Below are 20,690 nucleotides of genomic sequence, written 5' to 3'. Positions count from 1 at the left end.
GGGACCCCATACTCACAGGCGTCCCGTACGGCATCTCCAGGGAGGCAGAGCATGGCCCTCACCACCCGACGCAGAGCCCTCACCACCCTCGGCGCCGCCCTCGCGGGCGCGGTCGCCCTGCCCGCCGGCACCGCGTCGGCGAGCGGGAACAGGCACGGACCGCGCCCGTTGTGGCGCGCCCACGCCCACAACGACTACGAGCACCCCCGGCCCCTCCTCGACGCCCTCGACCACCGCTTCGGCAGCGTCGAAGCCGACATCCACCTGGTCGGCGACCAACTCCTCGTCGCCCACGACCCCGAGGACCTCGACCCGTCCCGCACCCTGGAGTCCCTCTACCTCGACCCGCTCGCCGCCCGCGTCCGCGCGAACCACGGCCGGGTCTACCGACGAGACCGCCGCGCCCTGCAACTGCTGATCGACATCAAGACCGAGGGGGTGTCCACCTACCTCGAACTCGACCGCCACCTGCGCCGCTACCGGCGCCTGTTCACGACCTACGCCCACGGAAGGGTGTTCCCCGGCGCCGTCACCGCCGTGATCTCCGGCGACCGGGCGGCCCGCGCCCCCATGGCGGCCCAGCGCACCCGCCGTGCGTTCTACGACGGCCGGCTCACCGACCTCGGCACCTCCGCACCGGCCTCCTTCGCACCGCTGATCAGCGACAACTGGACGCGCCACTTCACCTGGCGGGGCGTCGGCGCCTTCCCGGCGGCCGAGCGGCGCAAGCTGCGGGACATCGTCGGCGCGGCACACGCGCGCGGGCAGCGGGTGCGGTTCTGGGCCACGCCCGACCTGGCGGGCCCCGCGCGGGACGCCGTATGGGGCGAACTCCTCGCCGCCGGCGTCGACCACCTCAACACCGACGACCTCGCCGGTCTGGAAGCGTTCCTCGACGCCCACCGCTACGCGTAGGCCCCTCTGACACCACTCGTTCGGAGGACAGGTCAGCCGCCCGGACGAACCCTCCGCTACGCCACACTTGCGGCCGAACGCCGCGAAGTGGACGTGGCGGAGGAGGTTGACGATGGCCGTTTCCATCTCTGTGGTGCTGTTGCTGTCCGTCCTGGCGGTGATCTTCCTGCGCAACGGCGGGCTGAAGGTCTCGCACGCCCTGGTGTGCCTGCTGCTCGGCTTCTACCTGGCCGGCACCAGCATCGCCCCGACCATCAGCAGCGGGCTGACCGCGACCGCCGACATCGTGGGCAGCCTCAGACCGTGACGGACGGGCCGGTGCGGCGGACCGGGGACGGTTACGCGCCGACGAGGCGCGACCGGATGAGGAAACGCACTCCCTCGGGCGCCTCCAGCGAGAAGCCGCTGCCCCGGCCCGCGACGACGTCCACGATCAGCCTGGTGTGGCTCCACAATGTGACTTACTGATGGTTACCCATGGGAGGCTGGCCGTCGGGGTGAATCTCGTCCAGTAGGCCCAGGACGTCGTCGAGGCGGCTGCGGAGCCGTTCGACCATCAGGATGAGGCCGTCGGCGGGCAGCTGGGCGAGGTCTTCAGCGCGGGCGGAGTCCAGCTCTCGTCGAGCGAAGTCGATGCGGGTTCGCTGGAGGTCGGTGAGGGTCCCCGCGGGGAGGGACTGCTCATCGGTCATGTGGTGCCACCTGCTGATCTGCCGTGCTGGGGGTGCGGGGGAACGGGGTCATCGTGGGTTGGACTATTGCGTAGTGCAACGAATTGAAGCGTACGTCACTCGAACGAGTGTTTTAATTCGTTCGCGACCTCGGCGGCTCTGACGCCCGCCCGACCCCGCTGGTCGGCCTCTGCTCCAGAAATGCCCACTTTAACGTGCTGACTTAGGATGATCTTCGTCAGACGGTTTGTCGAGTGCACGCACCCGACGACGACACCTGGCTCCATGAGCACAGCCGTGTCCTCGGCGAGCGCATTCGCCTCGAACGCAAGGCCCGGCGCATCACCCAGGAGCAGCTGCACCTCCGCGCCGGCCTCAGCCGGAACGTCCTCCAGAAGATCGAATCCGGCCGTCAGAATCCGACGTTCTTCACGCTTCTGCGGATCGCCCGCGTCCTCGACGTGCCCCTCGCCGACCTCGTCCGTTGACGGGCGGCTGCCCTGGTGTTGCTTCGGCACGGGCAGCCGCCCTCTTCTGGATGGAAGGCCGACACCTCGGAGAGGAGCCCTCCCCTGGCTGGCTGCCAGGAGCCTGAAGGTGAGCGGCCCGCCCCCGACGGGGAGGCGGAGGCAGGCCGCTCGGGAGTCGCCGGCGCGATCGGCGGAGTGCACGCCAGCGACGTTCTGGTGTGGGCGGCCGCCCCACCCGGCACGACGGCCGCCCGCCCGCTGGCGCTTCACGGTCGCCGAACCACACCAGCGGGAGTTTCACATGAGCCGGGCGACGTGCGCGGGCATGAACAGGTCGCGGGCCCGGTGTTCGGCCCAGAGACGAATCGACGTACTGTCCTGCTCCAGGGCGTAGGACGGGCACGATTGACACCCCTTGGCATGCGCAGCTGGCACCTCGCCCGGGTGGTCACTGGCGATGTGCCGGGATAAGGCCTCCCGCTCGTACCAGCAGCCAGCAGGAGCGTCCGCCTGACGGATGAGGCTCAGCCGCAGCTCCCTGCACTGTAGGCACTCCTGCATGAACGGCGGCGGGAGCGGCCAGATAGAGGCGTGGTTGGTGGTCATTCGCTCGCCCTGCGCCCTGTGAGCCGGGAGCGCCACTCTGTGGGGCCGCCGCCGTAGGGCGTCCAGTGGCCGCCCTTGCCGTCGTCGTCGGAGTGGTACGGCTCGCGGCAGCAGTGCAGTTGCCTCTTGCCGAACTTGATCCAGCAGTAGCCCATCTCGTGGCCCGGGAGGCGCGGGCGGTCCGGGTCTTCAGGCATGGTGGCGTCCTTCCGTGGTCGATGCGGGCTGGCGACGGTGGCCGGAGCAGCCGGTGCCAGGGCGGCACTGGTAGACGTCGACATCCATGCGGACGGAGCCGATCCGTCCGACGGCCCGGCCGGCGGGGATGCCGCCCTTGGCGAGGGACGCTCCGCAGCGGACGCAGGCCCACCCGGAGTACACGGCGCGGCTCAGGCGGGCAGCGTCGGGGAGCCCGGTGCTCACTGGTCGCCGATCGGGGTCAGGCCATGCCGCTCGACGCACGGCTGGCAAGCGAGGCGGTGCCCGGCAGCTCCGGAACCCTGCTCCTCGATGTAGATAACGCGGACGGTCTCGGCGAACTCCTGGTGCCAGGCGCACCAGCCGAAGCCTCGACGGTCGGTGTTCATGCCGCGGTCTCCTTCGCGAGCGCGGCGGCCAGGCGCAGGGCGACGTCGGCGCGGACCCGGCCGAGGTCGACCAGGGCCAGGCTCGGAGAGCCCACGTCGACAGCGAGGGACGGCAGGACGATGTCGGCGCCGTCGAGTGCTGTTCGGAGGGCTTCGACGGCCGTGAAGGGATCGACCTCGGGAGTCGTCTGCGTGTTGGCCATGCGGGGACCGTACGGAGCTCGCGCAGGGCTCTGCCATGCAGTGTTCTCGAATGTTCTCGACGTCTGGCCGGATGTTCTCTCGTGTTCTCACGAAGTGGCGAGGACTCTGTAGAACGCGGCCTCCAGCGTGGTCATGCTGAGGTGACAGCGATCTACGGGAGGGACGGACCCATGGCGCGACGCCTGCGCTTCACCGGCACCGACAGCAAGAACGGCGGCTGCCCGGCCCTGCACGAGGACACCCGCAGCGGTGAGATCATCGTCCAGGGGCGGCCGGTCACCGACTCTGAAGACTTGGACAGGCTCCAGCACTTCGGGCCCGACGACGCTGCGGTGGCCGTGCCCCGCAAGCTGCTCGTACACCACGGCCCCAAGGAGCTGGACCGCGTGCCCGACATCATCAGCCTCGACGAGTTCGGGCAGCTCTTCGAGACGTTCGAGCACACCGCCTGGCGGCTGGAGACCCGCCGCGGCTACGCCTCCGACCGCGAGGACCCCACCTACCTCGAGTTCGTCGAGACCGGCAGCATCGCCCTCGACTACGACGACGACTGGTCCCAGAACATCCGCGCCCAGGTCGCCGCCGGGAAGACCATCGGTCGGGTCCGCATTCTCGACGAGCCGCCCACCGAGGGCCAGCTGTTCCTCCTCGCCGACTCGCCCCGCAACACCGCGGCCGGAGAGGACATCCGCTGCCTGCCCCGCAGTGAAGCGGAAGCCCGGCTCCTCGGCGACGACGACTTCTGGGTCTTCGACAGCCGTCTCGTGGCCCGGCTCCGCTTCGACGAGGCGGACGTCTTCCACGACGTCGAGGTCATCACCGACCCGGTCGAGGTGCTCCGCTACTGCCAGCTGCGGGACGCTGCAATGCACGGCGCAGTCCCCTGCGCTGAGTTCGCCGAGGGACTGAAGGGCTGACCCAGCGCCGGTGAGCACGGACTACCAGCAAGCGAGAGAGGCCCTCGGCGCGCGCCTGCGCGAGCTACGTCTCTCCGCTGCCGGTGGCCGTCTCACCGGCCCTCTGCTCGCCGGGCGACTCGGCTGGCCCCACTCGAAGGTGTACAAGCTGGAGGGCGGCCGGCAGACCGCCACCGGCGACGACCTTCGCGCCTGGGCCGATGCGGTCGGGCACCCGGACGCCACCGACGAACTCCTCGCCCGCCTCCGCGGCTTCGAGTCCCACATCCGGTCCTGGCGCCGCCAGCTCGCCGCCGGCCACCGGCCCGTCCAGGACACCTGGAACGTCGCCGTCGACAAGGCCCGCACCATCCACGCCTGGGAAGAGAGTGTCGTCCCCGGCATGCTCCAGACCGCGGACTACGCGCGGCACATCTTCCTCCGCTACGCCGACCTGTACGGCACCAAGCGGGACACCGAGGCCGCGGTCCGGTCGCGGATAGAGCGCCAGGCGTGGCTGTACCGGGGCGGCCGCCGGTTCCACGCCCTCGTGTGGGAGCCAGCGCTGCACGCCCTGGTCTGTCCGCCCGCGGTGCTTGTCGCGCAGCTCGATCGGCTGGCTGGGGTGATCGGCATGGACACCGTCGAGCTGGGCGTCATCCCACTCGGGGCGTCGCTGAAGGTGCCGGCCGCGAACGGGTTCTGGGTCCTCGACCGGCAGCTGGTCATCGCGGAGGACTGGCACGCCGAGCTGTGGCTGGACGATGCGGAGACGGTCGCTTCGTACGTGCGGGTGTGGGAGACGCTGCGGGAGTCGGCGGTGTACGGGGCGGACGCACAGAACGTCATCGGTCGGGCCCGGCGGTCGCTACATCCACGGGCATGACGAAACGGCCCCCACCGCCCCGCGAAGGGGCGATGGGGGCCAGGCTCACACTCCAGTTCGGTAGTAGTCCTCCACATCCTGCGGCGTCTGCGGAGGCTGGCCGCCCAGGTCCACCACCTGGTCCCGCAGGGCCAACGCCCACCGCGAGATCGACCACAGCACACCCCGAACCCGCTGCACCTCCAACTTCGTCTCCGCGAGATCCGACTTCAGCTCCGTCTTGATGGCCTCGAACGCGGCCCGGTCCTGCTCCCGCTGCGACGGCTCCGCCTGTGCCAACGCCGCCGCCCGCGTAGCCTCCGACGTTGCCGCAGCCGCTCGCGTCGTCGCCCGCGCAGCGAACAGGCCGGCCACCACCATGCCGACCGTGCCGAACGCGGCCACGAGTCCAGCCCATAGGGTCACGGCTCCCGCCCTTTCCGGGCGGAACGCGGCACGTGGGGGACCGAATGCTCGGGCACCGTGCTCGCCCACATGATGACCCCGACGTGCGAGGTGAGGTACCAGATCGCGACCCACAGGCCGCGGGAGTAGGTGCCGCTGACGACAGCGGCGGTGTAGGCGATGGCCCACACGGTGGGGGGAGCGAGCGCGGCGAGGAACCCGTAGCGGTCGCGGCCGACGCGGAGGAACGCTGACCCTGCGGTGACGATGCCGCAGATGATCCACAGCCAGGCCCAGTGCCGCAGGGAGCACCAGCGCGTGAGTAGCTCCAGGCCGTGGGGGCTCGGTGGGGAGAAGAGGAAGCTGAGGCCCCAGCAGGTCTTTCCGACGCCGAGCACCAGCAGGAAGGTGCCGCGGCGGCCCAGCGTCTTCCGGGTCTGCCGGACCGCCCGGCACGCCATCAGACCGCCGTCGGGCCGGTCGGGGCCGACGGTCGGGACGGGGTGACCTGCACCCGGGTCAGGAGTGTCAGCGTGGCGAGGACGACCGTGTTGATGGCGCCGACGGTCTCCTGCGACACCTCGAAGCCGAAGGCAGCGACCGCGCTGGCCCCTGCGGCGACAATCGCCGTGAACGCCTGCGGGGCGATAGGCCTCGTCATGGCGGCGGCGATACCGCCGAGGACCGCGGACACGACGGCGACGACCGCACCCGCCTGCTCGGCGGTCAGGCTGGTGACGCCGAGGGTGACGATGAGGCCGAGGACGGCGGACAGGGTGTTGAGAACGACGACCGGTTCTCTGCCGAAGATCTTCATCGGGGGCTCTCTTCTTAGACGGGCTGCGCCAGTTGGCGGCAGCCGATGACGGTCCCGGAGGCGTTGCGGACCTCGCGGTAGGGGACGAGCAGATCCGAACGGCGCGGAGCCAGCGCCAGCGCGACCGGCAGCGACACCACGTAGGAGACGCTGGCCCGTCGCCGGGGAAGGCCCTGCGCGTGCCCGTACTGAACGAGCTCCACCGGGATGCCCTCGCGGTACTCGGTGTGGAGGGCAATCACGCCGAGCCGGGCGGGTTTCTCCTCCGGCTCGATGACGTAGCGGAGGCCGGGCTCCAGGTCGTCGAGGCCGTCGGGCCGGTCAGGCGCGTAGATCCGGATGGGGTGCGGGGTGAGGTTGACGATCACTTCTTGGGCAGCCGGAGCTTCTGGCCGACGCTCAGCGCGTCCGCGTCTCGGAGGCTGTTGAGCTTGGCGATCTCGCCCCAGCGGCCGCCGTCGCCGAGGCGGTCGTGGGCGATGCCCCACAGGGTGTCGCCCTTCCGCACCGTGTACGTGGTCACCGTGCTGCCGGTCAGCTTCAGCTTCTGCCCGATGGCCAGCTTGCTCGGGTCCCGCAGGTTGTTCGCGTCGACCAGCGCCGCGACCGTCACGCCGTGCGCGCGGGCGATCGACCAGAGCGTGTCGCCCTTCCGCACCGTGTACGTGCCCGCCGAGGAGCCGCCGCCGGTAGACGGCTTCTTCCCCAGCCGCTTGCTGATCCGGGAACGCATCGACGACATGGTGAAGCCGCGCGGGTCGACCTTGCCGGGCTGCCACTCCAGGTGGCCGATCACCGATTCCTCGTTCCAGCCGTAGTGCCGGCAGATCGCGGCCGCCGCCTTCTCGATCGCGAGGAGCTGCGCCTCCGGCCAGGGGTCGTCGCCGTCGCCCATGTTCTCGCACTCGAATCCGTAGAAGTGGCGGTTGCCGTCGGTGTTCGCTTCGTTGTCGCCGGGCAGCGCGCGTTCGGCGATGACGGCGCGGAGGACGTCGTCGTCACCCGACCCGGCGTGGTTGGCGCGGCCGTAGCCGACGAGGTGGACCTTGCCGTCCTTGGTGATGACGCCGTGGCAGAGCGGGCCGGGCAAGCCGGAGTAGCCCCGGCGGCAGATGTCGACGGTCCGGGCGGAGCCGTGGGTGACGGTGTGGTGGATCATCACCCCGTGGACGGGACCCCAGGGGCCCTTGTGGTTGCGGTTGTGGTCGTCCCAGTCGCCGACCTCGACGACGACCAGGCCCTCGTCGCGGAGCGCGTCGAGGAACGAACCTGCGGACATGGGTGAGGCCATGGGTCCTCCAGAGATGAGGAAAGCCCCGGGCCAGGACGGCGCGGGGCGGACGGAGTGAATGGGGGTCAGCCCCGTTGGTACTGGCCACTGCCTCGGATGGAGTAGCCCGAAGCCCAAGACCACGGGGACGCGGCGTCGGCGATGCCGCCGCCGGCGACGGCGGTTCCGTCGACCCTGCCCGAGGAGATCTCGATGGAGACGTCACCGGTTGTGAAGCAGCGTCCGCGCCCGACCACGCGCATGTCGATCGTCGCGTTCAGCTCGAAGAACCCGATGCAGGAGGGGATTCCGGCCGCGGGGACGGGCAGGCTGAAGAGCCAGTTGTCGCTGCTTCCGCCTCCACCGAAGTTCGTACTGGCGCCAAAAATGATCTCCATCTGCCAGAACACGGTGTCGGCTGACTCGGCATACGAGCAGTCGATCGCGGCGTCTCCGAAGGACGGCAGGAAGTTGCCGCTGCTGGTGGTCCAGGTGGGCGTCCAGGCGCGCCATGTCGGCGAGATCGACGCAAGACGGTTGGCGGTCAAGACCATGCCCGGCTGCCAGGGCTCATAGGCCACAGGGTCCTCCTACAGGGCGAGTCGGGTGGGGTGGGCGAGGCGGACGTCCGTCCCAGCGGTGTGCGGCTTGGTGATGCCATTGACGGACCGGACGACATGCATCAGCTGCGTGGTCGCCCCGCCAGTTGCCGTGATGGCAGTGACGGTCGCCACCTCCCCACCGACCCGGACAGCGAAGGGGAAGTCGCGGGGTGAGCCGCCCCCGAGGCGCAGCGTCAGGTTGTGCGCCCACAGCACATCGGTGGGTGGCGGGAAGTCAGCCACGGTGGGGGCGATGTTCGCTGTGGCGGCTCCGGCCGGGGCGGTCGTGGTCATCTCGGACCACGACCAGGTGCCGGCTTCCACGTCGAGGCCGTTGGGGGCCGTGGTCATGTAGGTGCCGGCGGCGTCGAACCAGTTCACGTTGAGCCCGACGTTGCGCGTGGTGGCGCAGCGCAGCCATCCGGAGACGGTGTACTGCTGGCCGGGCACGACCGGGATGTGCTCGCTGCCCGCGTTGGGGAACTGGGACAGCCCGTCGGGGGTGAGCCGCAGCGCCCATCCGCCGGCGAATGGCTTCGAGGTCGGGGCGGGTACCCGTTCGATGACGGCCCCGGCTGCCGTCCACCCGGTGAGGTCGTCTGCGAAGAGCGGGTTGGCGTTCAGGACGGGGTTGGCGGAGATCCACGTCGGTCCAGCGGTCACGGTGACCGGCAGCACCGTCTCGGCGGCGTCCACGTCCACGGCGAGCTCGGTGCCGTCGGTGTCCACCCGGCCCAGCAGCCCATCACCGACGACTCCGACCTGCCAGGGCCCGGCCGGCACGCAGTTGAAGGTGATCTCCCACTTGCGGGGCAGGAGGGTCTCCTTCAGGCCCATGACCATCAGGTCGACGTCGCCCGGTGCCACCCAGTTCGGCATGTTCGTCAGGCGGATGATGTCGCCCTCGCGCATGGCCAGCACCGCGGGGATCAGCTCGGGGTGTCGGTGGAGGTTGACGGTGACGGCCGGGTAGCGGGGCTCGTCCCATGTGCCCAAGTGCAACTCCCACCAGGCCTTGGGCTCGGTCTGGGTATCGTCGTGCAGGGAGAGAGTGATGGCGTCGTCGTAGACACCGACGCCATCCGGAGGCTCCAGCACGGACAGCGGGCCTTCGGCGAGGATGACCCGGGTGGCGCTGCCGCCGTCGCGGGTCACCGTGACGTCGTTGCGGATGTTCGAGTCGTCGTCGACCGGATCCAGCGGTCCGGCGATCTGCCCCTGCGCGTAGTCCAGGACCAGTGCGGGCTCCTGCGAGTACAGCGTCGCCCGGGGCCGGTACAGGAGCCGCAGTGCCGTCTGGTCCTCGGTGAGGAGCCCGCTGTCCGCGTCGGCGGCCGTCCGGATGAGTCCCAGAACTGGTGCCATGTCCTGGTAGCCGACCTGCTCTGTGGTGGACGACGGCCCGGTCAGCGTGACAGGGAGGCCTTCCTCGGCGGACAGGCGCAGCATCCGGGCGCCGGCCGTCTCCCCGGTCCAGGCGGACATGGCGTTGTCGTAGGCGACGGTGTCGTACTCCGTCCATGCGGAGATGTGACCGATCGCCATGCCGTTGATGTCGGGGTGGAAGCCGCCGGGCGGTGAGCTGACGCCGGTCGGGCGGCCGATGACGCCGGGCAGGGTGTTCTCGTAGTGGATTGCGTCGCCGTTGATGTCCTGCCACACCAGGATGTAGCGGACGGTGTTGCCCTCCTGCTCGATGGAGAACCGGGCCTTAATCCACTTGCCGAAGATGACGCTCGCGGGCGTCAGGATGGTCCGGTCGACGAGTGTCTCGCCCTCGTAGCCGACCCCGAGGAGGCGAGTGTTGTCCGGGCCCATTTGCACGTACCAGTCGCGGACGGTGCCCGTGGACCGGATCAGCATGAACGTTCTGCGGGTCGTGGGCACTTGCGGCATGCGGTACATCCAGATCACCGACCACACCGGCACAGGCGCCCACGACAGGTTCCGGATCATGCCGGACATGTGGGAGAGGGCGCCGGTCTGGGATGCGATCGTGGGCAGCGGCGCCGAGGACGGGAGGCTGCTGTCGGCGGCCCACTGCACCTGTGTGAAGTACAGCGGGTCCATCCTGGCGATGGGGGTGGAGGCGTGGTCAGCGTTCTGGCCTTCCTCCATCGGCCAGTACGCCATCGGCCCGTACGACGGGATGCGGCGACGGAGCGCGCTGTCCAAGGCTTTCGTGCCCTGGCCGAGGCGGCGCAGGATGCCCGCAGCCTGCACGGGCACCCACGCGTCCGCTCCTGACGCCACCCACTTCTGCGGCCACTCGCTGATTTCACCGATGAAGCGGTCCACCCTGTCGCGGATCTCAGCGGCACCCGACAGGGTCCAGGCGCGGCCGGCCGAGTCGGTGAAGCTAGTCGCGTCGGGGGTCTGCGTGCGGAAGTCCGGAGCAGCGACGAGGGGGCCGTCGATGCCGGCGCGGACCTCGGCCCGGTAGGTGCGGCCCGCCATCGGCTGGCGAGGCGGGTTGGAGTCGAGGGACGTGGGCGCGATGTACAGCGGTGCCGTGGTGCTGGCGATGGTGACGGGGGCGGACACGGCGATGTCGCCGCTGATGGGAGTCCACGGGTCGTCCAGGGTCGGCGCCCAGTACAGGCGAATCACGCCGGTGCCGGCGTCCAGCGTGGCGCGTAGCGCGGCACGGCGGGGCAGCACGGGAAGCGGCGCCTGGCCGAAAGGGCCGCTGGCCAGACCCTCGCGGAGGGCCTGCACGCGGAGGTTTCCGTCCTGCAGCTGCAGGATGTACGACCGGGCTGCGGGGTCGGTGTCCCACTTGCCGATGAGGGTGTGCACCCCGGTGGCGTACCAGTCGGCTTCGCCTTCCCAGCGGATGTCGAGGTCGCCGGTGATGTCGAGACTGGCGTCGTCGGGGGTGGACGCGTAGCTGGTCGGGTCGCCGTCGAGCTGGAGGTAGGACTCCTCGCCGGGAAGGGACAGGCGTACGCGCGTGTTGCGGCCGATGAGCCCGTAGTACGGGGACATGGGGTTGCGGTTGCTGTACTTACCGGACTTGTTGTTCAGGGTCATCGGCACGGCCGCCGGATCCGCGGCCGTGCCCTCGTTACGAATGCCCCGCTGGTGGGTGATCGGGTCCCGGGTGTAGACGTCCGCAGTGATGTCCGTCCAGGTGCCATCGATCAGCAACTCAACCCGCAGCCCGAGCGAATCCTCCGGGAACGCCACTGCTACCTCCTGTTGTTGCCGAGGACGACCTGGACGTCGCCGCCGTTGATGCCGACCTGCTTGCGGATGATGGTGAGGATTTGGTCGCTGAGCGCGTCACCAGCAGTGAGTGTGGCCGTCCGGACAGAGCCGCTGCCCCCGCCGCCGCTCGCGCCCACGGCCGAACCGACAGCGCCGGCATACGAAGCAGACGGCGTCGGCGTGGACACAAGGCCCGCCATCGTGCGGTCGACCTCGCCCTGCGTCGACTCGATACCGGCGACGATGCCCCGTGGGATCCACCGGCCGACGGACTTCGCCATCACCTTCGACGGCGAGGAGATCCCCAGCGCCTTGGCCACCGGGCCCGGGATGATGGACTTGGCCCAGCCGATCAGCGTGGACTTCAGCCAGCCGCCCATGGAGCGGATGCCGCGCCACAGGCCGAGCACGACGTCCCTGCCCTTGCTCGTCAGCAGGTTGCCCAGGTGGCCGACGCCTTGGGAGATCAGTCGGGGCAGGCTCCGCACCCAGCCGACGAGTTCCATCGCCCGTCGCACCGTCGTGTCCCGGAAGCCCCGCCAGGCCGCCGACGCCCGCGCCGCGATCATTGGCCCGAGCGCGGACAGGGCAGCACTGGCCTTCCCGGGCAGGGCCTTCACCGACGCGATGAACGACGCCCATGCCCGGCTCACAGGCCCGGACACGTACGTCGACCACAGGCCGCCGAACCAGTTACTGATCGACGTGCCGAGCTCCGGCAGCTTCTCACCCGCCGCGCTCAACAGCCGCGACACGAACCCGTACATCATCACGACGGCCGCGCCACTGAGCGCCAGAGCCACCAGGGCAGGCAGCGCGGCGATGGCGATCGTGAGCGCGCCCGCGATGGCGACGGCCTTGAACACGGACGTGGGGTTGGCCATCACGTACTCGGCGACCCGCTGGCCGGCGGTAGTGAGCCCTTCGATGATCTTTGGCGCAAGCTCCTGCGCCTTCACCAGGAGCCGCTCCCCGAGAAGCGGGATGAACGCGACCAGGCGGTCGGCGAACGCCGAACTGGAGGCCTGTGCACCCGCCTCGTCCCAGATTCCGCCGAGTGCCTTTCGGAACGTCTCGATACCGGGGATGACGGTGCCGCCGAGGAAGTCCACGACACCCTGCTGCATGCCGCGCTGCCACTGCTTCACCCGCGTACCCGCGCTGTCCCGCAGCGCGGCGCCGAGCTTGTCGGCCTCCCCGGCGGCGTTGCCCATGGACTTGCCCGCCTTGTCGACGTCCAGGGCGAACAGTGCCGCACCCAGGTCCTCACCGGGCCCACCGAACAACGTCTGCACGGCTTGTTTCACGCCCTGCGTTTCCGGGCCCATCTCCACCAGCGCGTCGAGGACGAGGTCCATGGCCTTCTCGCCCTTGGCGCCGCCCTCGGAGATGTCGTCCATGACCTGCTGGGCATCGAGACCGAGGCCCCGCAGCGCGTCCTGGACGTCCTTGGCGCCGCCCGTGATTCGCAGGTTCAGTTCCTTGAAAGCATCGCCGATCTTGTCGGTGTCCTTGCCCCAGCCGCCCTGCACGGCCTGCCGGATGAGGCCCATCGCCGTTTGCCCGGACAGGCCCGCGGCCTTGAAGACCGGCGAGTACTCGGTGAACGTCTCCAGCAAGTCCTCGCTGGCGATACCGAGGCCCCGCGAGCCCTTCACCAGCAGGTCGAACGCCTCGCGCCCGTCCTTGGCGAGCCCGTTACGGATCATCGTCCCGGCCGCGCTGGCCGCCTGCGACACGTCCACTTCGAGCAGATCCGCCAGGTCCGACGCGTTCGAGGCGATGCTCATGATCTGCTTGTTCGTCGCCCCGGGCGGGATCAGACCCGCCGACGCGATCGCCTTGATCGTGTCCGCGCCCTGCTGGAAGTCATCCACCACGGCGGACGTATACAACCGCCCGGCCAGCTTCCCGTACCGCTGCGCTTCCGCCGGCGTCGTGGCGAGCTGGGCGCCGAGCCGGGCGGTGATCTCCCCTTGGCTCAGGGCCTCAGTGAAGGACTGCATGAGCAGCAGGCCGGCGGCGGCACCGATCCCGGCTGCGGCCGCGGTCATGCGGCCCTTCATCTGCTCGCTCATGCCCGTCGCAGCAGCGTCGGCGCCCTGCTCGCCGCCGTCCTGGAGGCCGTCGCCGACGGCTTCCCCCGCCTCACGGCCGGCCGCCACGAACCGGCCGCGTCCGTCGCGGAGGCGACCATCGACCCCGCGCACGATGGCGTCGCCGAGTTCCTCACCGGCCTGACGCCCGGCCTGAGCGGCATCGCCCTGCACGCTGTTAAGGCCGCCGGTGACGCCGTCCGCCACGCCGTCGCCGAGGGCCTGGCCCGCGCGCTGCCCGGCCCGTTCGGCGTCGTCGCCCATGGCCTGCCCGGCGTTGCGCATGGCGCGTTCGGCCTGGGTGAGGCCACGGGTGACGCCGTCCGCGTCGAGGCTGATGACGCCGGTGAGTTCGCCTACGACGAGGGCCACGACGGCTACCTCCTACGTTGCTTGGGGGGTGGAGGAGCGAAGTGCCGCGCGACGCGGGAGTCGGCGGAGACGAGGCCGTAGAGGCGGGTCTGGAACCAGCGCCACGACCGGCGCGCGAGCAGCTGCTCGTCGTTGAGGTCGAGGCCGTAGGTGTCCTGGAAGTCCGCCTCCACCAGCGGCCACTGCTCCAGCAGCTCGACGCGGGTTACCCGCCGGCCCTGTTGCCGCGCTTGCGACGCTGGCGGGAGCCCGCCTTCGTACCACTCGTAGAGCCCCGTGACCGGGTCCCGCTCGCCGCAGCCGACGCCGAGGGCGCTGACTTCTGCTGCCGACGGGCTGCCCGGTTCGGGGCCAAGAGAGAAGGGTCGCCACCGCTGGACCAGAAGCGTGCGGCGGTGTCGCGGTCGTTGAGGACCCACACCATCGTCGTCATCGCGACGTGCCGGAAGCGGGTCCAGGACAGGTCGGCCGCGATCTCGTCGTGGACCGGGCCGAGGACGAGTCGGAAGAGATCCTTCTCTTCGTCGTCGTTCAGCATCTCCTCGTCCGGCGCGGCGCCGCCGAGGAAGAGCTGCGCCGCCGCTTTCGTGATGGCCTCGACGCGCAGGCCCGCTTCGGCGGTCGGTGACGGGATCCGGTACACGCGCTTCTGCCCGCCCTTGGTGAGGACGGGCAGTTCCAGGTAGTCGTCGAGGAAGTCGCCGAGGGCCTCGAACTGTGCAGCCATATCAGGGGGTCTCCGGCTCGTTCAGCGGATTGTCGATCACCAGGCGGGGGCCGTCACCCGTGAACGTGATCTCCACCTCGCCCAGCGCGGAGTACTCGCCGCCGGCCGGGGCCCATGTCGGGATGGCCTTGCCCTCGTACGCCTCGGGGAGACCGTTGCGGTTCATCCACCGCAGGTGGACGAGGTTCGCGTCGCCGTACTCGTCGGCGGCCAGGCGGATCGCCTCGTGCACGGGCGAGTAGACCTTGCTGGCCTTGTTGGCCTTGCGGCGGATCGTGACCGCCAGCTCCCACGCCTGCGCCGTCTTCGTGTTTCCGGCCCAGCCGTCGGAGTCGTAGTCGCTGGAGTCCTCGATGTTGGGCTCGGCGGACGGCTGGAACTCTCGGACTCCGGGGCAGAGCTGCCAGTCCGCCACCTCGCCGGTGCCCATGTTCACTTCGAGCCGCCATTCGCGTGCCAGCTCGTTCTCGTTGGTCTCGACGGGTGTCGACATGGTTCTCTCCTCAGTCGATCAGGTGGGGTCCGGTCCGCACGGTCCGGAAGTAGTAGTTGCTGACCAGCTCCATGCGGCCGCGCGTGTCCTGGCCGATCCAGGCCTGGCTGTTCCGCCAGGAGATCTCCACCCACACCCCGCGCAGCCGGTAGCTGCGGCGGTTGTGGAGGACGTTGAAGACGTCGTCGGCGAGGGCCACGAGCCCGGTCGCGTCCGTGCCCCAGCGCATGCGGGCCTGGATGCCGGTGATCGAGTCCGTGCTGTCGTCGTCGGCGACGGGATAGAGGGTGAGGCCCAGCACCCGGTCCGGGCCGTCCGGCGACTTGCCGAGGACGATGCCAGTGACGTCGGCCGGCAGGACCGCGTCCGGGGCGTAGGTGCCGACTCCGTCGGCGTCGAGGAGCTCGGCGACGCCCTGGAACAGGTCCGCGTCGTGGCTCATCGCATGGCCCGCCTCAGCTCGGCCGCGATGAGCCGCTGCACGGGTCCGCGGTTGGCGTTGAGCGGCTGCTCCAGGTACTTGGCCTGCCGTCCCGGCGCGTGCCGCCAGTCCAGCTCCTCGTGCTGGCGCACGGCGTACGGGCCGTCAAAGCTCACGGCGGCGGTCAGGTCGCCCTCGTCCACGGAGGCGGTGCCGGTGGACTGGAGGTAGCCCTCGTCGAGCGGCACCACGTCCTGCGCCTCGGCCAGTACGTGTTCGGCGCCGAGGAGCAGGCCGCGGGCGGCAGCGGCGCGGAGTTCCCGCTCGACCGCTGTGCCGTTGAAGTCGAGTCGGAAACGCTGCGCCACAGCGGGCCCTCCCTACTGCAAGAACACCTGCGTGTTGTTGGGTACGGGCAGCCCGACAGCGTTGATCCGGCCGACCTTGATGACCTTCGTCTTGCGGCCGTCCGGCAGCGTCACCCGCGAGTTGAGTGGCGGCTGATGGTCGGGCCAGGCGATGTATGAGGAGGACGACGTCACGTTCTCCCCGCCCGGCGTCGTCACCTGTTGCGTCGACTCGTCCAGCAGGCAGCGCACGATCACCGGGGAGCCGTACACGTCACCGACGCTGGACGACCCTCCGTACGGCTCCACCGTCAGACGGTGCCGCAGCACCCTCCTAGGGACTCGCCTCACCACGGCGTCGCCACCATCCCGAGCCGCAGCTTCTCCGGCGGCAGACGTCGAAGCGCCGCAGCAGCGCGAGGCGGAAGGTGCCCGTTGCCCACCGGTTGTGCCGAGTTCGAGTTCGAGCCCCGCGACATGGACACCGGTCCCGCACTGACGGACTGCCAGTCGCTGTCGACGCCCAGTTCATCGCCGGTCTCGTCCCACCAGTCGACGATGTCGCACACCGCTTCAGCGAACGCCGCTTGCACGTCCGGATCGGTGGGCATGCCCGCGCTGTCGGTGTCGTACACGGCGGTCAGGAGGGCGTCGTCGAGGGCTTTGGAGGCGTCGACGAGTTGCCGTGCAGCATCAAGGGGCGGCGCTGCCTGTAGCTGGTTGGCGAGCTGCGTCGTGGTCGCGTAAGAGTGGCCGGTCAGCCCGGCCCCTGGGGTGGGAGCCACGGCGATCTGCTGGTTCTCCACCGAGGCGCCCGTCCCGGTCACCGTCCATCGCAGCAGCCACACGCCGGCAGCCGTGTAGGTGAGCGGCGCCGTCCACGTCTGCCCGCCGTCCACAGTTGACGTGACCGGTGTGGACAGTGTGCCGTCCGGCGCGGTCACGACCAGGACGGCGGACGTCGAGCTGTCGTACGGGGCCACCGTCAGCCGCGCGGTGACCACGTCTCCCACGTCGGGCATCAGCCACCTCCAGAAGTCGAGGGCGTCAGGGACGGCCCGGATACGGACGCGGCCAGCTGCGGGCCGGACGTCGAGGGCGTGAGCGTCGGCCCGGCCACCGACGGCGTGAGCGTGTCGGCGGGCTGCCGCTTGCGGCCCTCGATGGGGCCTGCCAGGTCGTGCGCGCGGGCGAGACGGAGGCGCCGGGTCTGGAAGGGCTGCCGGATGGAACCGGCGACCTCGCCGGTCGTGGCAGCGCCCACGGTGTGACGCTTGCTGCCCGTGACGGCGGCCGCGCGGTCGGTGCAGCGGGCCACACCGAGTCGGTACGCCTTGCCGCGGGCCACCTGCCGAGCCCTGTCCGCTGCTGGCGCGGCACCGAGCCGAGCCACGTGGCCCGCAGTCAGCCCGCCGCCGGTGACCGCCGCACGAGCAGTACCGAGGAGCAGCTGCTTGACGGCCGCCAGCCTGCGAGCCCCGTCCAACGTCCAGGCGGCACCGAGGTCTCCGAAGGCGTGCAGGTGCAGCATCCCGCCGCGGCTGCCGTCGGCGGCCACACCGAGCGTCACCCGCTTGCCCACCGCCAGGCGGCCGGCGCTCTCCCGGCTGTGCGCGTCGGCGAGTGGTACGTCCCGGCCTGGAGCCAGCGAGGCAGCGGAGTCCGATGTGGCCGCGGCGCCGACGGGCTGGTCCTTGGCCGCGGTGACCGGCAGCGCGGTGTCCCCGGCCGCCGCCAGGAGCCAGGGAGCCGTCTTACTGCCGGTCACCGGGTGCCCGCTGTCCACCGTGCGGGCGTCTCCGAGCCGGGTCTCCCCGGCGGTCATGACGGGCCGTGCCTGCTCGCTGCTGTGTGCCGTGCCGAGGACCGTGGCCTTGGCCGAGGTGATCGGCTCGGCCGTCGTCTGCTCGGAAGCGGCGCCCAGCGACGCGCTACGGGCGTACCCGACAGCGCCCGCAGCCGTGACCTCCCGGGCCGGGCCGACAGCCGCCGTCCGTGCGTGGCCCACCAGACCGGTCGCTGACTGCTCGACGGCCGTGCCCAGCACGGTGTGCCGAGAGATCGTGAGCCCGCCCGCCGCATCCGCCGCGCGCGCAGCAGTCAGCGGGCGCGCTTTGGCTCCGGCCAGTGGTGCGGCCTGGTGGGCGTCGGCGGCCTCGTCCAGCGGCCGGTCCTTCGCCGCGACGTACTCGGCAGCGCCGGCCTGCTCGGTGGCGGTACCGAGCGGCACCACCACGATGGCCGGGACCACGTTGACGTCGTCGAACTCCGCGATGTCGGGGGTGCCGTCGTCGCGGTGGGCGATGAGCTGCATCTGAAGCGTCGGATCGGACACCCACGCCGGAGCGGCCACCGTGCGGCGGACGGTCCAGGCCACACCGTTCGGGCTGGTCTCCCACAGCAGGTCCGTGCCGGTCTGTCGGATGCGGAGGTAGGCGTGGTCGTGCGGGTCGTACGGGATCGCCGTGTACTCAGGGTCGGCGTATCCGACGCGGAGGGCCATGCCGAGGGTGTCGGCGACCGCGTTGTGCTCGATGACGACGTCGGTGCCCGGGGTGGTGGTCTGGATCAGGACCTGCGACCAGCAGGCCACCACGGAGTCGCCGAGCGGCGCCGGGTACATCCGGCAGGAGAACTGGCTGTCGCGCAGGGTGTAGATGGTGGCGGAGGCGTAGGCGGCGTAGTCCAGGCCGCACGGCACCTGCGCGCGGCCGCCGGCCTCTGTGATGCCGCCGTACGAGTCGGGCCACAGGCCGAGGTCGACGGTGTTGTCGTTGAAGTCGTCGACCAGGGCGACGGTCGGTGTGGCGATTCTGCCGGGGAGGGGTGCGGCCGTGGCCGTCTCCTGGGCAGTGCCGAGGGGAACGATGGGCACGGCTGCACCGCCTCCTTTCGACTACTCCGGGGGTTTGTCCTCGGAGCTGGCGATGCCGCCCGCGCCGACGGACGCGGTGATCGACGTGCCGTCCGGGGTGACCGCGAAGTCGTGCACGGTCAGCGGGATCAGATCCGCGTCCGTTCCGGCCCCGGTCGGGTCGAAGACGATGACGATCTTCCCCGTGGGGTTGCCCGTCGCGTCCGCCCACACCAGGTCCCCGGCCGTCCAGCTGACTGCGTTGCCGACGTCGTCCACGGTCACCGTGACCCCGGTCAGCGCCTTCCGGCCCATCACCGTCTGCTCGTTGCTGGCGCCAGCCAGCAGCGCGGCGAGCGTGTCGTAGTCCTGGAGCGCGTCATCGCCCTCCAGGCCCGTCGCCTCCAGCACCACCGCCCGCAGCACCGCACCACCCGTACCGGCCTGGGCCTGCGCCGCGTAGTACACGTGGCGGCCCTTGCCGATGTTCGTCACGAGATCAGCCATGCGGCCTCCCTCCTATCGACATGCGAGAGGGAGGCCACGGCGGGCCTCCCTCGCTCGCGACGAACCTGTCAGGTGGGCTGCTCGCCGTACTTGGCGATCAGCATGTCCTTCGTCAGGGACGGGATCTCCGCCCGCTCCTCGTCCGAGACGGCGCGAGCCTGCGCGTACTCGACCCACGCCTCCTTCGACGCCGACTTGGCCGGCGGGTCCCCGGCCTCCTCCTGCTGCTCGGCGAATTCCCGCTCCGTCTCGGCCTGCGGGCTCTCCGGGTCGGTCGGGGCTGCACCGGGCGAGGCCTGCGGCCGGGACAGAACACCGTCCGCCTCGACCGGGCCCGGCTTCTCGTCGCCCGCGAGACGCTCCCAGTTCGGCAGCATCTCCAGGCGGGCGTCCTCCTGGCGTCGCTCGACGACGTCCCCGGTGTTGTGGTTGCGGTAGCGGATCATGCGGCGTCAGCCCCCTTCAGCAGCACGGCGCGCTGCGCGTCGAGCGTCTTGGTGCCGTAGAGGCAGTCGACGCTGACCATGGTCTGCTTGTACTTGATGTCGTAGTCGTAGACCACGCGGAGCCCGAACCCCTTGTAGGACATGATCGTCGCGTCCTGGGCGCCCGGCGGAACCTCCAGCGGACGAGTGACCAGAGCGAACGCGGTCCGGTGGAACGCGACACCGACCTCGGTGGTCGGCTCGCCCGTGGTCGGCGTCTCCTCCGGCTGCTCGACGTTCTGCGTCCAGTACGGGTCGAACCCGAACAGGCGCCGTCCGATGTACGCCTCGCGCAGCGCGTCCGTGGAGCCGGACTCGTTGACCTTCTTCAGGATGTCCGAGTCGAGCCACTCGCCGTTGGTCTGCGGGCCGACGACCGCGTAGCGGTTGGTGGTGGGCACCTTGTTGAGGTTCAGCTGGGTGCCCGCGTCGATGAGGACCTCCGGGTCCGCCAGGGTCCGCCCGGCCGCCTGACCGACCTCCTGGCTGATGTCGGACCGCAGGGCGAGGATGTCCCGGTCGATCTTCTGGGCGATGGCCTCCATGGCCGGGTCGAGGAGCTGCTCGCCGAAGTCCTGGATCTCCAGGTTGAGCTGCTCGGTGGTGACCGTGAAGGAGACGTCGGCGAAGTGGTTCAGCGTGACGTCCACCGATCCCTCGGTCGCGTTCTGCGGGACCACGCCGGTCGCCCGGTTGAACTCGCTCGCGGTGAACACAGCGGGCTTGCGGACGGTGACGGTGTCGCCCTGCTGTCCGCGGAAGTCGCCGTCGAAGTCCCTGTGCACGAGCTGGGCCATGACGGTCGTCTCGTACAGGGTGGCGAGCGCCCTCGTGGCGATGATGTTGGGGGTGAGGAAGGTGTTGGCCACA

The 20,690-nt window shown here is 70.4% G+C and carries 29 protein-coding genes and 1 pseudogene; 4 read left to right on the top strand and 26 right to left on the bottom strand.

Going from position 1 to position 20,690, the window contains the following annotated elements; translation table 11 throughout:
• Positions 1-51: 51 nt before the first annotated feature.
• Positions 52-915, top strand: coding sequence for a phosphatidylinositol-specific phospholipase C/glycerophosphodiester phosphodiesterase family protein (locus M6G08_RS30630; protein ID WP_272590373.1), 864 nt, complete (start codon positions 52-54; stop codon positions 913-915).
• 112 nt (positions 916-1,027) lie between these two features.
• Positions 1,028-1,222: a hypothetical protein gene (locus M6G08_RS30625; protein ID WP_029393786.1), complete on the top strand. Its 195-nt coding sequence runs from the start codon at positions 1,028-1,030 to the stop codon at positions 1,220-1,222.
• 31 nt (positions 1,223-1,253) lie between these two features.
• On the opposite strand, the pseudogene M6G08_RS30620 reads toward M6G08_RS30625, so the two are convergent.
• The 7 genes and pseudogenes from M6G08_RS30620 to M6G08_RS30590 form a co-directional block, all read right to left on the bottom strand.
• A pseudogene (locus M6G08_RS30620) lies at positions 1,254-1,370 on the bottom strand (DUF779 domain-containing protein); the annotation flags it as partial.
• Positions 1,371-1,376: 6 nt separating this feature from the next.
• Positions 1,377-1,607 (bottom strand): hypothetical protein, encoded by a 231-nt coding sequence (locus tag M6G08_RS30615; RefSeq protein ID WP_272590371.1) that lies wholly within the window; start codon positions 1,605-1,607, stop codon positions 1,377-1,379.
• 95 nt (positions 1,608-1,702) lie between these two features.
• A complete protein-coding gene (locus M6G08_RS36165; RefSeq protein ID WP_443048990.1) occupies positions 1,703-2,104 on the bottom strand; it encodes a hypothetical protein in 402 nt (133 codons plus the stop codon).
• A gap of 554 nt (positions 2,105-2,658) precedes the next feature.
• Entirely contained in the window at positions 2,659-2,859 is a 201-nt protein-coding gene (locus tag M6G08_RS30605; RefSeq protein ID WP_272590369.1) for a hypothetical protein, read from the bottom strand.
• Positions 2,852-3,085, bottom strand: coding sequence for a hypothetical protein (locus M6G08_RS30600; RefSeq protein ID WP_272590368.1), 234 nt, complete (start codon positions 3,083-3,085; stop codon positions 2,852-2,854). The genes M6G08_RS30605 and M6G08_RS30600 overlap by 8 nt, the downstream gene beginning before the upstream one ends.
• Positions 3,082-3,249, bottom strand: a complete 168-nt coding sequence (locus tag M6G08_RS30595; RefSeq protein WP_272590367.1) for a hypothetical protein — start codon at positions 3,247-3,249, stop codon at positions 3,082-3,084. The genes M6G08_RS30600 and M6G08_RS30595 overlap by 4 nt, the downstream gene beginning before the upstream one ends.
• On the bottom strand, positions 3,246-3,452 hold the full coding sequence (locus M6G08_RS30590) for a hypothetical protein (protein ID WP_272590365.1): 207 nt from the start codon (positions 3,450-3,452) through the stop codon (positions 3,246-3,248). Before M6G08_RS30590 ends, M6G08_RS30595 begins: the two co-directional genes overlap by 4 nt.
• A 171-nt stretch (positions 3,453-3,623) precedes the next feature.
• On the opposite strand from M6G08_RS30590, the gene M6G08_RS30585 reads away from it, so the two are divergent.
• The gene (locus tag M6G08_RS30585; protein WP_272590363.1) at positions 3,624-4,370 is read left to right on the top strand and encodes a DUF6879 family protein; all 747 of its coding nucleotides are present in this window, start codon (positions 3,624-3,626) and stop codon (positions 4,368-4,370) included.
• A 10-nt stretch (positions 4,371-4,380) separates the two neighbouring features.
• Entirely contained in the window at positions 4,381-5,235 is an 855-nt protein-coding gene (locus M6G08_RS30580; protein ID WP_272590362.1) for a helix-turn-helix domain-containing protein, read from the top strand.
• Positions 5,236-5,280: 45 nt separating this feature from the next.
• Here M6G08_RS30580 and M6G08_RS30575 read toward each other — a convergent pair whose 3' ends face one another.
• From M6G08_RS30575 to M6G08_RS30485, 19 genes are all read right to left on the bottom strand, one after another.
• On the bottom strand, positions 5,281-5,619 hold the full coding sequence (locus tag M6G08_RS30575) for a hypothetical protein (protein ID WP_272590361.1): 339 nt from the start codon (positions 5,617-5,619) through the stop codon (positions 5,281-5,283).
• 17 nt (positions 5,620-5,636) lie between these two features.
• Positions 5,637-6,080 carry a hypothetical protein gene (locus M6G08_RS30570; RefSeq protein WP_272590360.1) on the bottom strand — a complete coding sequence of 148 codons (444 nt, stop codon included), beginning with the start codon at positions 6,078-6,080 and terminating at the stop codon, positions 5,637-5,639.
• A complete protein-coding gene (locus M6G08_RS30565) occupies positions 6,080-6,436 on the bottom strand; it encodes a hypothetical protein (protein WP_272590359.1) in 357 nt (118 codons plus the stop codon). The genes M6G08_RS30570 and M6G08_RS30565 overlap by 1 nt, the downstream gene beginning before the upstream one ends.
• Before the next feature lie 14 nt (positions 6,437-6,450).
• Entirely contained in the window at positions 6,451-6,804 is a 354-nt protein-coding gene (locus M6G08_RS30560; RefSeq protein WP_272590358.1) for a hypothetical protein, read from the bottom strand.
• A complete protein-coding gene (locus M6G08_RS30555) occupies positions 6,801-7,727 on the bottom strand; it encodes a LysM peptidoglycan-binding domain-containing protein (protein WP_272590357.1) in 927 nt (308 codons plus the stop codon). The genes M6G08_RS30560 and M6G08_RS30555 overlap by 4 nt, the downstream gene beginning before the upstream one ends.
• A 65-nt stretch (positions 7,728-7,792) precedes the next feature.
• On the bottom strand, positions 7,793-8,287 hold the full coding sequence (locus tag M6G08_RS30550; protein WP_272590356.1) for a hypothetical protein: 495 nt from the start codon (positions 8,285-8,287) through the stop codon (positions 7,793-7,795).
• 9 nt (positions 8,288-8,296) lie between these two features.
• Positions 8,297-11,497, bottom strand: coding sequence for a hypothetical protein (locus tag M6G08_RS30545; protein ID WP_272590355.1), 3,201 nt, complete (start codon positions 11,495-11,497; stop codon positions 8,297-8,299).
• Between the two features lie 2 nt (positions 11,498-11,499).
• On the bottom strand, positions 11,500-13,878 hold the full coding sequence (locus M6G08_RS30540) for a phage tail tape measure protein (protein WP_272590354.1): 2,379 nt from the start codon (positions 13,876-13,878) through the stop codon (positions 11,500-11,502).
• 113 nt (positions 13,879-13,991) lie between these two features.
• On the bottom strand, positions 13,992-14,159 hold the full coding sequence (locus M6G08_RS30535) for a hypothetical protein (RefSeq protein WP_272590353.1): 168 nt from the start codon (positions 14,157-14,159) through the stop codon (positions 13,992-13,994).
• A gap of 32 nt (positions 14,160-14,191) precedes the next feature.
• Positions 14,192-14,713, bottom strand: a complete 522-nt coding sequence (locus tag M6G08_RS30530) for a DUF7426 family protein (RefSeq protein ID WP_272590352.1) — start codon at positions 14,711-14,713, stop codon at positions 14,192-14,194.
• 1 nt (position 14,714) lies between these two features.
• Positions 14,715-15,206, bottom strand: a complete 492-nt coding sequence (locus M6G08_RS30525) for a phage tail tube protein (RefSeq protein ID WP_272590351.1) — start codon at positions 15,204-15,206, stop codon at positions 14,715-14,717.
• A 10-nt stretch (positions 15,207-15,216) separates the two neighbouring features.
• Positions 15,217-15,648 (bottom strand): phage tail terminator protein, encoded by a 432-nt coding sequence (locus M6G08_RS30520; protein WP_272590350.1) that lies wholly within the window; start codon positions 15,646-15,648, stop codon positions 15,217-15,219.
• On the bottom strand, positions 15,645-15,995 hold the full coding sequence (locus tag M6G08_RS30515; protein ID WP_272590349.1) for a hypothetical protein: 351 nt from the start codon (positions 15,993-15,995) through the stop codon (positions 15,645-15,647). The genes M6G08_RS30520 and M6G08_RS30515 overlap by 4 nt, the downstream gene beginning before the upstream one ends.
• 12 nt (positions 15,996-16,007) lie before the next feature.
• Positions 16,008-16,283 carry a hypothetical protein gene (locus M6G08_RS30510; protein WP_272590348.1) on the bottom strand — a complete coding sequence of 92 codons (276 nt, stop codon included), beginning with the start codon at positions 16,281-16,283 and terminating at the stop codon, positions 16,008-16,010.
• Between the two features lie 38 nt (positions 16,284-16,321).
• On the bottom strand, positions 16,322-16,996 hold the full coding sequence (locus tag M6G08_RS30505) for a glycoside hydrolase family 18 protein (protein WP_272590347.1): 675 nt from the start codon (positions 16,994-16,996) through the stop codon (positions 16,322-16,324).
• Positions 16,996-18,849, bottom strand: a complete 1,854-nt coding sequence (locus M6G08_RS30500; RefSeq protein ID WP_272590346.1) for a hypothetical protein — start codon at positions 18,847-18,849, stop codon at positions 16,996-16,998. Before M6G08_RS30500 ends, M6G08_RS30505 begins: the two co-directional genes overlap by 1 nt.
• 21 nt (positions 18,850-18,870) lie before the next feature.
• On the bottom strand, positions 18,871-19,335 hold the full coding sequence (locus M6G08_RS30495; protein ID WP_272590345.1) for a hypothetical protein: 465 nt from the start codon (positions 19,333-19,335) through the stop codon (positions 18,871-18,873).
• A gap of 68 nt (positions 19,336-19,403) precedes the next feature.
• Positions 19,404-19,781, bottom strand: a complete 378-nt coding sequence (locus M6G08_RS30490) for a hypothetical protein (RefSeq protein ID WP_272590343.1) — start codon at positions 19,779-19,781, stop codon at positions 19,404-19,406.
• A complete protein-coding gene (locus tag M6G08_RS30485; protein WP_272590342.1) occupies positions 19,778-20,689 on the bottom strand; it encodes a major capsid protein in 912 nt (303 codons plus the stop codon). Before M6G08_RS30485 ends, M6G08_RS30490 begins: the two co-directional genes overlap by 4 nt.
• Position 20,690: the final 1 nt, after the last annotated feature.

The organism is Streptomyces sp. M92 (genome assembly GCF_028473745.1).
In the GTDB taxonomy this organism is placed as follows: domain Bacteria; phylum Actinomycetota; class Actinomycetes; order Streptomycetales; family Streptomycetaceae; genus Streptomyces.
Note: the sequence above shows the minus strand (reverse complement) of the source record. Positions and strands in the feature narration are given on the sequence as shown.